This is a genomic window from Paenibacillus sp. N119s, from assembly GCF_059447605.1.
In genome coordinates, this window is sequence record NZ_JCAJRU010000160.1 from 1 (window position 1) to 11,972 (window position 11,972).

General features: G+C 39.2%; 11 protein-coding genes and 1 pseudogene. 7 read left to right on the forward strand and 5 right to left on the reverse strand.

Features of this window, described 5'->3' with window-relative positions:
• The first annotated feature begins 102 nt into the window (after positions 1-102).
• On the forward strand, positions 103-462 hold the full coding sequence (locus tag AC5V8P_RS17375; protein WP_064797862.1) for a BLB8/JUQZ-1 family protein: 360 nt from the start codon (positions 103-105) through the stop codon (positions 460-462).
• Between the two features lie 60 nt (positions 463-522).
• On the opposite strand, the gene AC5V8P_RS17380 is transcribed toward AC5V8P_RS17375, so the two are convergent.
• Positions 523-1,662, reverse strand: a complete 1,140-nt coding sequence (locus AC5V8P_RS17380; protein ID WP_064797863.1) for a DUF4179 domain-containing protein — start codon at positions 1,660-1,662, stop codon at positions 523-525.
• Positions 1,634-2,209 carry an RNA polymerase sigma factor gene (locus AC5V8P_RS17385; protein WP_064797864.1) on the reverse strand — a complete coding sequence of 192 codons (576 nt, stop codon included), beginning with the start codon at positions 2,207-2,209 and terminating at the stop codon, positions 1,634-1,636. The genes AC5V8P_RS17380 and AC5V8P_RS17385 overlap by 29 nt, the downstream gene beginning before the upstream one ends.
• 296 nt (positions 2,210-2,505) lie before the next feature.
• Here AC5V8P_RS17385 and AC5V8P_RS17390 point away from each other — a divergent pair, with 296 nt between their 5' ends.
• A complete protein-coding gene (locus AC5V8P_RS17390) occupies positions 2,506-3,903 on the forward strand; it encodes a helix-turn-helix domain-containing protein (RefSeq protein ID WP_064797865.1) in 1,398 nt (465 codons plus the stop codon).
• A gap of 214 nt (positions 3,904-4,117) precedes the next feature.
• Here the strand turns inward: AC5V8P_RS17390 and AC5V8P_RS17395 are convergent.
• Positions 4,118-4,237, reverse strand: a pseudogene (locus AC5V8P_RS17395) (IS5/IS1182 family transposase); the annotation flags it as partial.
• 585 nt (positions 4,238-4,822) lie between these two features.
• Here AC5V8P_RS17395 and AC5V8P_RS17400 point away from each other — a divergent pair.
• The 4 genes from AC5V8P_RS17400 to AC5V8P_RS17415 all read left to right on the forward strand — a co-directional run bounded on the left by AC5V8P_RS17400 (position 4,823) and on the right by AC5V8P_RS17415 (position 9,287).
• Positions 4,823-5,968 (forward strand): YrpD family protein, encoded by a 1,146-nt coding sequence (locus AC5V8P_RS17400; protein ID WP_064797866.1) that lies wholly within the window; start codon positions 4,823-4,825, stop codon positions 5,966-5,968.
• 48 nt (positions 5,969-6,016) lie between these two features.
• A complete protein-coding gene (locus AC5V8P_RS17405; protein ID WP_064797867.1) occupies positions 6,017-6,853 on the forward strand; it encodes a copper amine oxidase N-terminal domain-containing protein in 837 nt (278 codons plus the stop codon).
• A gap of 559 nt (positions 6,854-7,412) precedes the next feature.
• Positions 7,413-8,816 carry a hypothetical protein gene (locus AC5V8P_RS17410; protein ID WP_064797888.1) on the forward strand — a complete coding sequence of 468 codons (1,404 nt, stop codon included), beginning with the start codon at positions 7,413-7,415 and terminating at the stop codon, positions 8,814-8,816.
• A gap of 243 nt (positions 8,817-9,059) precedes the next feature.
• Positions 9,060-9,287, forward strand: a complete 228-nt coding sequence (locus AC5V8P_RS17415; protein WP_063212674.1) for an aspartyl-phosphate phosphatase Spo0E family protein — start codon at positions 9,060-9,062, stop codon at positions 9,285-9,287.
• A 232-nt stretch (positions 9,288-9,519) separates the two neighbouring features.
• On the opposite strand, the gene AC5V8P_RS17420 is transcribed toward AC5V8P_RS17415, so the two are convergent.
• Both AC5V8P_RS17420 and AC5V8P_RS17425 read right to left on the reverse strand, forming a co-directional pair.
• Positions 9,520-10,335, reverse strand: coding sequence for a flagellar motor protein MotB (locus AC5V8P_RS17420; protein ID WP_064797868.1), 816 nt, complete (start codon positions 10,333-10,335; stop codon positions 9,520-9,522).
• The gene (locus tag AC5V8P_RS17425) at positions 10,319-11,146 is read right to left on the reverse strand and encodes a flagellar motor protein (protein WP_063212676.1); all 828 of its coding nucleotides are present in this window, start codon (positions 11,144-11,146) and stop codon (positions 10,319-10,321) included. The genes AC5V8P_RS17420 and AC5V8P_RS17425 overlap by 17 nt, the downstream gene beginning before the upstream one ends.
• A 208-nt stretch (positions 11,147-11,354) precedes the next feature.
• On the opposite strand from AC5V8P_RS17425, the gene AC5V8P_RS17430 reads away from it, so the two are divergent.
• The coding region (locus AC5V8P_RS17430; RefSeq protein ID WP_495473743.1) for a DEAD/DEAH box helicase family protein at positions 11,355-11,972 on the forward strand (618 nt) is incomplete at its 3' end.

Here is an 11,972-nt window from a genome sequence, read left to right on the forward strand (position 1 = left end):
AAAAAAATGAAATAACTAATATTTTGGTGATGTCTATTGTCTACAATTGCTTGGAAGTCTAATGTCTAATCAGTAAAAATACTTAAAGAGGAGAAATGACAAATGAAAAGAGCGATCTTAGCACTATCAATTTCCGCGTTAGCTTTATCTTTAGGGGGAGTAGCCTCGGCTTCACCAGTAAGTTCAACAATATCTGTTGGAGCTCCAGCCACAGTGAAAGTAACATTTGTGCCTGCTAACGGAGAAAAGGCACCTATAAAACTACAAGACACAGAAGTACCTCTTAGTATGGGAAGTGACTACTACATGGAAGGTTCAAACTGGATGCTTTTGTATGGAAGTAACGTTATTAAGCTCACTGGTAATAAAGCTACAGTTATTGGATATGGTACAGCCCAAGTGGCGGCATATAAATCTAATGGTGACAAGTTAGGCGTTTATACATTTATAGTTAAAAGATAGATAGTACTTATATGCAGTGAAGGAGGTGAAACACGCTCCACTTCCTTCACTTATTTATTATCATGGATTAATCGGGTAAGTAATCTCCAGATCAGGGAAATACTCTATTTTCGGATTTCCATCTTTGTCTAGTACAAATTTACTCTTATCATCCTTTTTTAGGATATTTTTATAGACCTTTATAGTAATTGCTTTGGGGAGAGAGGTGAAAGGTTCAAAACGTGAATCACTTATCAGAACGTTTCCATCCGTAGCACTCCAACCGTTGTTGCTAATAAAATTTAGTTGCTTTCCTTTGTCATCGTAAATTTCATAACTCAAAAAAGGAAGTGACGAAGAGATCTTTAAATTGTCAGGTAGCTTTATACGAGTTGTAATGCTGGTTGTAATCGGTGTGAGCTCAACCTTTTCCAGAGTATAGTTGATGTTTTGGTACTTTCGCTTAAGAGATGGCGTAAAAGTCAGGTTATTTTTTGTGTTTTTTTCCACTGGTATTTCTATTTTGAAAGGCTGCTTAATACCAGAGACAGGCATGGAAATAGTTAAATCAAACTTGTCTGGGAAGGATTTACCGCCTTGGTTACGTAAATCTGAAAACTGTATAATTGTTGAGTTGGAATTTTTCCCAGGAATCGTATAAGGATCAATGGAGTTGCTTGTGTTAGCAGGTGCATAAGAGTTTATTTCTTCTCCATTAATAGTAAGTATTATATCGTTGATCAGTGATGATACTGTTTCTTTTGTAAATCTTTTGTCAGTGGTTTGTCGTTCTAAGGCAATGGATACACGTGTTCCATCAAACATGACCTCTGGTACGCTGAGAGTCAGGCCATCGTGAGTATCACTAAGATTTGGCTTTGATACTAGCCCTTTTTCGTCTGCTGTTTGTAAACCAAGATCACCAGCAAGCTGGAATATAGAATCTATACCTGGGATTTGTTTTAAGGACGAAGCCATTGTTGGTGAAATAAATCCAGTACTAACGACAAGTGCAAACGCTACTACAAGTGCAGCGGAGGTTCCGAGAAAGGTATTGCGAACCCTTTTCGAACGGGAGTTAGAGCGTTTATAGTGTCTTGTTTTCGTTATATTATAGCGTTCCATAGTTCTATCAATTAAATCTACTTGGAAAGGGGTGTTCCGAATAAGCTTTTGTAAGTGCTCAATTTCTTTATCTTCCGGGTTTAAATGAGTGCTCAATTTGTTTTCCTCCCTTTTCATTGTAGTTGATTAGCTTTTTACGGAGTCGCTCATATCTTTTTCGGATCGTGGACGATTTTAGCCCCATTATTGTAGCAATCTCTTCGTAGTTGTAATCCTCAAGCGAACGTAATAATAAAATCTGACGATCTTTTAATGTTAGCTGATCCAGTAACTCGTGGATTAAATTTGTATATTCGTATATTGGCTGTTGCTTTAGGTTCAGTTTGTACTGAATGAAGGATTTGAATGTTCTAGCCTTTCTCTTTAATAAGTCAGTACAGTGGTTTTGAGCGATTTTATAAAGCCAAGCTGAAAAAGAGACAGTAGGTACAAAATGATGTATATGTTCTAGCCCTCTAATGAATATTTCTTGAGCAGCATCTTCCGCTTCTTCCCGATTTTTAAGTAAGTAGTAGCAGTATAAAAAGATCTGTTGTTGATAGCGCCGTATGATATGTGTGTATGCTTGTTTGTCGCCTGCTTGGACCTGCTCTATGACAAGATTGATAGCTGTGTTTTGAGTATCTGTATTTAGTTTTTCCATTAACGTCCCTCCCTTCTGCCTATATAACTGAAAAAGATATGCATTTGTGACATTCAACTAAAAAAACTTGAAGTTTGCTTTTAATCGTTTTCCAGATGTACCTCATTCAGCTTTTCAATTATCACGGAATTCGTAAAAAAAAGGCTTCCTTCTAAGGCATCATAAAATAAAATGACTTTATAGACCATATATTTCACTATTTTAATTATTTTGTAATGAAATGAAGTTCTTACGACCGAAATCACATGTTAAGTATGACTTACGATATATCTGCAACTATATTGAGGGGGATTGAAATGGAACATGCACCTACGATCCGCTCGACGATAGAGACCGAACTAAAGCAAAGAGGATATACATTTAGTAGCTTTAGTAAAATATCCGGTATTAATCGTGGTACATTTAGCACTATGCTGAACAGTAACCCACCCAAGCCGATCTCCGTTCGGCAGATGGACTTGATTACTAAGGCATTAGGATATCCAGAAGGCTGGCTGTATGAGCTGTACATAGATGAATGCTTTCACGAGGGGAAAGGGCACTGGAAACGGATTAAACCTTTTTTATTGCGTTGTGTGGAGTTGGGGAGGAAGGAGTGTATTCAAAGGGTATTGTCGAGACTAACGGAGGATTTATCCTATGTGTCGACAGTATTTGAGTTTGCAGAAGAATTGCACGAAGGTGGGAAGGAAAACGAAGCTGTCCCTTTTTACGAGTGTGTGATTGAAAACGAAAGATATTACCACGCTGAGCGGCTGGCTATTAGTCAATACAGATTGTTTTGTAACTCTCTGAATACTGACTTGGATAATAATCGTCAAGCAGCTATAAAGTTTGCTCCGTTTCGAAGAAACCTTCCCGATAATTACCAATTAGATGCATTATTAAAATTGGCTAATGCCTATTTTCAACTTGATGATTGTGAGACGGTTATACAGTATGCTGAAGAACTAAGAGTATTAGCTACGAATATCTATCAACAGCAGGTCAGAGAAAAATTGAAGAGGCGTGAAGTTAAGCCACTAAACACAGAAAGGCGTCTAATCGTGTATTATGGTCAATCCTTTTTATTGAAAGGAAATGCCTACGAGAAACAAGGGTTATATCAAAAGGCCCTGGATTTTATTCCTTATTACGCAGATTTAACTGGTTTTGAAGGGCTGGACGATATAGGGAGGATAGAGGCAGAAAAGTTTAAAATGTGGGCGAAAGCAAACAAGTTAAGTCTGGAAATTCTAATGGGGGAAATGGAAAGTTTACCAGCCTATGTTGAGCTTCTTAGAAATAATCCACAAGAGATATTACACGGGTTATTGACTATTGTTGAGTCAGCTAATGCCTACAATTATCCAATAGATGAAATCTTAATTCTCTTTGCTGATAAAATTGATAAATTCAAAGAATTAAATACCAATATTTCTTATTATCATACGAATTATAATCTGATCACCTATTCTCGTTTTTTTCTTGAACTTAGTCGCTATTATTTCAATAATGGAGCTTATTTGAAAGCCATGGATGCTATGTTGAAAAGCTTCAAAGCATCTTCTCAACTGAATGATAAAGCCTACTATATCAAGTCTATTACATTATTATTTGAAAAGTATAAAGATCATTCTACGAACGTACAACGGGAGGAATATGAAAAATTACTTGAAGAAGTACAGCATAATGTAAACCAGATGATTCCTTAAACCACAAAAAAGATTAGGTACTTTTTTACTTATTAACCGTGCGCAAAGTCAAAAAAGCCTTAAACATGTTCGCTGTTTTTTCATAGCGTGTGGCCAGACGTAGATAGTTCTTCACTTTGTTGAAAAACATTCAATCAAGTGTCGCTCTTTATAGGTTTCTGGATCCTAAGAGCGTTTCACCCGTCAATTGCGTTTGCTTGGAATAAAAAGCCTAAGCGTCCACGACAGCATGAATTTGGGTCGTTAACCCTGCGGGAGCGTCCTATGACTTGCTTGTCTTGCTCCCTTTTGCGCCCGCTCCATGTTGGTGGACGCGGACAATGGTGAAATCAATCATGATTTGATCCCAATCAGGCTCTATGGCAACATGTTTCAAAAATTTATCTCTAATATTTGCTAGCGCCAGAAAAAGCTGTAGACGAAAAGCCATTGGGCACATAATAGTCCGGTAAATCTCGCCATGGCGCTCCGGTTCGAGCGACCTAGAGTACGGTATTCAGCATGTGACGCCAGCCTATAAGCGGGCGTACACCTTATTTTTTCCAGTTGGGGGCAAAGAAGAGTCCATTTCTTCGTAAGTTAACTCGTATTTACGTCATATAGGTCTTGTTTTACTGAATTTCTATGTGTTGTACAGTTTGCGTACAGACCCTGAGCAGAATGTATATAGAGAGTTACGTAGTAAAAATATAATTCTAAAAAGGAAGAAAAAAATCATTATTACCCTTTTTATTGACTGTTATCGCTACACTGACTCTCAATTATTCAATTTTGTAGGAGTAGTGGTAAATATAATAAAATCTTGATTTAATATATATCTTTTCGCATAATAGATTTGCGTGAAAAATTCTAAAAAAAGGAACATAGTGTTTTTTTATGAAATTGTAAAGACAAAAAATTTAAGGGAGATGAATGGATTTTGAAGGTCAAGAGTTTATGTACGTGTGTTGTTGTAGGCATGCTTTCGTTATCGCTAACTTGTTCAGCAGGTGCAGTTTCACTCCAAAATGAACAGTTAATCAATCCGTCGATGACTAGTTCAGATAATGCTATTTTGAGCGACATCATCAACTCGCTGGACCCCGATGACAGAGGAAACGTTACATACATAGACGAAACGGGCAAAGTGCTGGTTAACAAGGAAAGTTTAAGACAGGAAGTCATCCCCCTGGAACCTGTGAGTCTGGTTACGTATAAGAACTCGGATTCATCCCTTACATCCATAACTGACATTACGTACAAAGATAATATGTCTCTCACTTCCGTTACTGACACTACGTATAAAAGTAATAGGTATAAAGATTCGACGGGGGATTTATATACTTTACCCGTATTACAGCCTAAACCGGCGTGTATGGGAAATCACTCCGTAACACCAATGGATTTTAGCACTAACTCCGCAAGCTTCCCTGAATGTCGAGATCATAGAAACGGGCCTTATCGTTCGGTATGGTCACATATAGGGTTTGCATGGGCTAGTACAGTAGTTCATTTACCAACTGCTAGAGAGATTCGTGATAATAATAGTGGTTATAATGGAAGTACTGGATTTATCTATATGGGTGGTTGGAGTAACGCCAATATGGCGGTTGATGTTGGTTTACAGCATAGTACAAAATATAATGACTGGGCTCCTTTCATGCTCATTGAAGGTGAAAAGAACCCTTATACTTTTAAGCCACGCTTTGATCCTGATCAGGAAGTACGAATGAAATTTTATGTTCCTTCTGACGGTAATATTGCCTTGACTTTAACAGGTTATGCAGACGGTGAAAAGATAACTAGAACCTATGTTGAGTCGGCCCCAGGTTGGACTGCGACTGGTAATGGTAACCTTATCAAAAGAACGACAAGTATAGGCCAGATACAAGATCGACAAGACTATAATGATGGTTCTTACATCAGAAGAGTTCGTTGGTCTACATCCTATATTGGTACAAATTCAGAAGATAATATCCCTTGGCGAAACAGTCAAACCTATGATTATTGTTCTATGCCACGGAGTAAAGTTGTAGTGGATTACGTACACGGAGGAGAGGAAACAGATAATATATTTTTAGATTGAATTCCGTGAGGGGCTGCTAGCCCCTCTCTTTTAAGGAGGATTTTTTTTATGGGAAAGATTTTGTTCAGAATTATGCTTATAGGTGCATTGTTACTTTGTTTTTCTCTACCCTATACAGGAAAAATGTCAGCTCAGAGTATAGCTCCAAGTTCACCATTTTTGAAGATTAACAATTACTATGTCTTGTTCACAGCTCCTAAAACCCCTTATATTGATCACAATAATCGTTATATGGTGCCTTTGAGATCCATTAATGATTTGTTGGGGGGGCAGACTATGTTTAACCCAACTTCTAATACGGCCACAATTAAGTTCGGAACACACAAAGTTGAGTTTAAAATGAACTCCACTGAGATTGTTACCGACTCGAGCACGTCCGTGATGGATACCGTCCCTGTACTTTATAAAAATGCGATGTTTGTCCCTTTAGGTGTACTTACTAAGCACTTAGACATACACCAGGAATGGGACCAGCAAAATAAACTGTATTCCCTCTCCGGGAAAGAATTAATGAGGACGCCTATGATGGAGAATGTAGAAGATTTGGATCATTTTAGAGAACAAGTGGATAATGAAAGTGCATTTCAGTTGTTATCGTACAAATTGGTCATGGGGGAAAAAATACATCTGGACATTACAGCTAAGAATATGACTGGGAAAAGGATTAGTGAGGGCATTGAAGATTTAAATACCACTTTTATTTTTTCTGACGATAGCACGGCCGGGGAAAATAGAAATCGTAAAAGACCCAGTATAGATAAGGATGAAATTGTAACTCGCGAATATGACATAGATTATGTGAGAACAATAGAGAATAAGAAAATTATCAAACATGAGCTGTCCTACGTTCTCTTTAAGGGCCGAACGCTAAAGACTCACAAGTAAAAAAGTACTTTTACTTGCAGAGTGGTGATTAGAGTAAAGCTGATCCTTTCTGGGGTCAGCTTTACTGATTAATATTAGCTTGTGAATTTCAAAATTCTCACGCTCATAAAAAAACTCAACCTACTTTGTTATCAATAAGGATCTGTACGCAAACTTGTACAACACATAGAAATTTAGTGAAATAAGGTACATGAGACGAAGATACGAGTTAACTGACGAAGAATGGACTGTCTTTGTGTAATACCATGTAATTTTCGAAATTGGCGGATTTTCGTTCCTAGTAGTTCGTTGTTTCCATAGACATCCACGCTCCTATAGTATGAGTGTAGACAAAAGGTGGATTAAGCGTGAAGGTAATTAAATTGCCGTAATTTAATTAATTTTTAGTCCTTGTGAGGATTATTTTAATTAATAACATAAAATTCCATAATATTATAAAATAGTGTAGAAAAGGGGTTGACCATTATCCAAAATATTCATATAATTTCTAGTATATTGTAATTGATTGTCGAGGAGGGTGATTTTTTAAAATCATCTGAATACGCCGGGGGTGTTTTTATTGGAAAATACAACCACGATTCGTTCGGAAATTGAGAAAGAATTAAAACTTGGTGGATACACTTTTAATAGTTTTGGACAAGCTACGGGACTTAACCGGGGCATTTTTAGTGCTATGCTTAACGGAAATCCACCTAAACCTATCTCCGTACGACAAATGGACTTGATTACTAAAGCGCTTAATTATCCGGAGGGCTGGCTATATGACCTATATGTTGATGAATGTTTTTATGATGGAAGACCTCATTGGAAAAGAGTTAAGCCGTTCCTTATACGCTGTGTAGAAGTAGGAAACCTGAGGTGTGTGGAGAAAGTACTATCCCGATTAATGGAGGATCTTAACCATATTCCAACAATCTTTGCTTTGGCAGAGGAGTTATATGATGGAGGAAAGCTACAGGAGGCAATTCCTTTCTATGAGTGTGTAATTGAAAATGAAAAGTATCAGCACTCAGAACGTTTGGCGATCAGTCATTATAAATTGTTTGTTGCTTCTGTTGGGCAAGATTTGGAAAAAAATTTGGAGTCTGTTCTGAGATTTATTCCTTATCGTAATCGCCTACCCGAGAGTTATCAGCTAGATGGGCTTTTAAAAATTATCAATATATATTTTTATCTACATAAATGGGACAGCGTTGAGAAATATGGGGATGAGTTGTATACTCTCGCCAAAACTGTTTATTTAAATCGACATGAAAATAATAACACTAAAAGACGTGTTAAAGACGAATTAAAAACGGAGAAAAATCTTGTCTTTTATTATGGCTACGGATATTTATCTAAATCTACTGCTCTCCAAAAAATGGAGAAATTTGAGGAAGCGCAATCATATATTAAATACTACGAAGATCTAAGCTGGTTCAAAGGACTAGATTCAGAAGGCGAGCAATATGTAAAGATGTTCAGTCTCTGGGCAAAGGCAAACTCTTATACACTTGATATGCTTCTAGGAAAAAGAGATGTTTTAGTAGAATATATTACTTTTCTAAATCAATATCCGGAAGAAAAATTATCTGGTCTTTTAACTATTTTGGAATCCGCGAACAAATATAATTTCTCGGTAGATTATGTGCTTGAAAGTTTTTCAGCAGAAATTGACCAATTCAAGTTTCTCGATGATGTAAAGAATAGAAATTATTATTGTTGTTTTTTATACCAACGTGCAATTTATGAGTATAAAAATAGTAGGTTTGAGAAAGGAACAAATTATGTTCTGGATTGTCTTGCTCTTTCATTAATTAGTCGGAATGATAGTGACTTTAAACAATGTGTCGCGTTGTTTGAAGTTTACAGAGAGTTTGCTACTAATGAACAAAAGAGAAGGTATGAAAATGTAATAATGGAGGTGAATATCTATGAAAAAAGGTTATTTGATGGTGTTAGCCTTAGGTATTCTAATTTTTAGTACATTCCCTTTTTACGTAGAAGCTTCGGATATGATTATAGTGTTTAATCATGGTATGGGTTAATTATATATAATTTTAAAGCAGAGTTAGTACTTCTCTCTCTAAGCCAATTCATTTGGATTGGCTTTTTTAATGCATTCCGTTAAAGGGATGAAATGGGTTTTATTATATTATTAACCTATGGGGAAGGTATCAGCTTGTAAACTAATGTAAATACCACACCGAACAGGAGGTTTATTGATGTGAAATGGCAAGAATTGGAGGAGTGCATCGAAGAAAAGCGAAAAGAATTAAATGATTTGGCGAAAGAGGTGGGATTGAAGGATCGACGGGTGCTGACCAAGTCTATGGAGTTGGATCGGCTCCTTAATAAGTACAGCGATTGGAAATATAGCTATCGTAGACAACAGAGCGTATCCCAAAGTTCACAGATTCAAGAGAAGCAACACGAGCTCGTCCTATCTTATTAGCATCAAGCACCATGACAAGATAAAATCTAACCTCCCCTTGGCTTCTAATACATAGTGAGATATAGCATAAACAAAATCATCTCTATTGCATCTTGTACGCCGCCCTTATCCACATTGTTCGTACAGTTTATTGTTCTGCGTCTACATCAGAGCGGAAGCCACGTAACATGATGATACGTTTCAAAAAAACCTCCCTATCACGTTATTGCGTGATTCGGGAGGTTTTTGGGTTTTACTGCTGTAGCTGACGCAGCACAGTGATTTCGACACGGCGGTTTTTTTGTCGTCCTGCTTCGGTGCTATTGTCACCAACCGGCCGGGTATCTGCATAACCCGCATACTGGAATCCAGAGGGGGATAGCTGCTCTCGGTCGATAAAGAATCGGAGTACAGACAGTGCCCGAGCGCCGGAAAGCTCCCAGTTGTCCTTGTAGGTCGATGAGTTAGAGGAACGTGTGAATGGAATGTTGTCCGTATGGCCCTCAATGCTAATCGGTGTTTTCAAATCTCGAAACAGACTGGCTAATTTGGATAGCGTGTTCGCCGAACCCTGCTTGAGTGCCGCTCTGCCTTGGTCAAATAGAAAGCGGTCATTCAGCGTAATGACAATCCCACGCGGTTGGTCAGATACGAAAATCTGGTTTTGCAGCTTGTTGTCTGTAATATATTCCTGGATGACACCCATCAGGTTTTGCAGCTCTTGTTCCTGCTTGCGAAAGGCTTGTTCACGCTCGGTGAGCTTGGTTGATCCTGCTTCTTTTTTAGTAGAGGCCGGTTGCTTGGTCGCAGGTGGATTCTTGCTGGTATAACGATCAGCAGTTCCCGTAATGCCCGAGCCTTGCTCCAGTATAGAATCTCCCTTGTGGAACGTATCCTGGAGGGATTGAACAACGACGTCGTATTTCTTAGCATCCAGACTGCTCATGGCATACATCACGACGAAAAAAATGAGCAGCAGGGTGATCAGATCGGCATAGGTGATCATCCACCGGTCCCGTTGGTCTCCACCGCCTCCTTGACGCCCACGGCGCTTAGCGCGCGTTCTCATGGAAGTCCTCCTTTGGAGAAGCGCTCTCTGTAGGTGAGCGACGAGGCAGTTTACGATCTATATTTTGCTCCGAGCGGATAAAGAACTCCAGTTTTTTACGTACAAGCTTAGGATTTTCTCCGTTTTGAATAGCTAGAATACCTTGCAGCAGCAAATCCATCGTAATTATTTCGCTTTCACTGGCTGCTCTTATTTTGGACGCGATGGGCAAAAAGATCAGATTGGCGCTAGCAACGCCGTAAAGTGTTGCGATAAAAGCCACAGCAATCGAAGGGCCGAGCGCAGTAGGCTCGGTCAGGCTGCCCAGTACATGGATCAGACCCATGACCGTACCGATAATCCCCATTGTAGGAGCATAGCCGCCTGCCGATTCAAATATTTTGGCGTATCCCTCATGTTTGTGCCCAACCGCATCTAATTCCAGTTCTAAAATTTGCTTGATCTGCTCCTGTTCGGTGCCGTCAATGACTAGTTGAAGACCTTCACGCAAAAATGCATTCGGATGCTCCGATGATATGCGTTCTAACGCAAGCACACCCGATCGGCGGGAAGTGGCAGCCATAGAAACCAAATCTTCTATATATTGCTCCGTAGGATTATCCTCACGACTAAAAGCCATCCGCAGAGCGGTAGGTATAGTCTTTAGCTTGGAGGCAGGGTAGCTGATCACAACGGCGGCGAAGGTTCCGCCAAATACGATCAGAGCTGATGTCCCTTGAAGCAGCCCTGTAAATTGGCCGCCTTCCCATAAGAAGCCACCGATTAATGCTATGATTCCGGCGATGATGCCCAATACGATGGTGATATCCAAAATTTAATTCACTCCTATTCAAGACTTATCGTTTGCATCCACGGTTAGAAAGAGGTATAATACGGGAACAAACATTCTTATTCAACCATATTTCCCAAGTATCATTGCTCGGGAAATATCGACATAGAATTACAGGCAAAGACGTTAAAGCTCGATTGGTGTAAAAACATGATGTTTTCATTTTAGACGATAAGGGTGATGCAGGGCAATGAGTGATATCGTTGTTAGCGATAAGACTTTTGAAATTCAGTCGGAATTCCAACCTCAGGGCGATCAGCCTCAGGCCATTTTTGAATTGGTAGAGGGAATTGCAGAAGGAAAGAAGCATCAAACTCTATTAGGTGCTACGGGAACAGGTAAGACCTTTACCATCGCTCAGACCATTGCCAAGCTGAATCGGCCTACGCTGGTTATTGCGCATAACAAGACTTTGGCTGCTCAACTGGCAAGCGAGTTTAAAGAATTCTTTCCAAACAACTCGGTCGATTATTTTGTCAGCTACTATGATTACTACCAACCGGAGGCGTACATCCCTTCCTCCGATACGTATATTGAGAAGGATTCCAGCATCAATGAGGAGATTGACAAACTTCGCCACTCGGCCACAAGCTCTCTGTTTGAGCGTCGTGACGTGATTATTGTAGCGAGTGTCTCTTGCATTTATGGTTTGGGTTCCCCGAAAGAATATTCAAGCTTGCTGCTCTCGCTTAGAGTCGGCATGGAGAAACCCCGCAATCAGATCTTGTCCCGCTTGGTCGATATTCAATATCAGCGGAACGATATCAACTTCGTGCGGGGTACTTTCCGTGTACGGGGGGATGTTGTT

Bases quoted from the DNA above. Each gene is read 5' to 3' on its own strand.
- AC5V8P_RS17375 (WP_064797862.1), top strand. From the start codon at position 103: ATGAAAAGAGCGATCTTAGCACTATCAATTTCCGCGTTAGCTTTATCT.
- AC5V8P_RS17385 (WP_064797864.1), bottom strand. From the start codon at position 2,209: ATGGAAAAACTAAATACAGATACTCAAAACACAGCTATCAATCTTGTC.
- AC5V8P_RS17390 (WP_064797865.1), top strand. From the start codon at position 2,506: ATGGAACATGCACCTACGATCCGCTCGACGATAGAGACCGAACTAAAG.
- AC5V8P_RS17405 (WP_064797867.1), top strand. From the start codon at position 6,017: ATGGGAAAGATTTTGTTCAGAATTATGCTTATAGGTGCATTGTTACTT.
- AC5V8P_RS17420 (WP_064797868.1), bottom strand. From the start codon at position 10,335: ATGAGAACGCGCGCTAAGCGCCGTGGGCGTCAAGGAGGCGGTGGAGAC.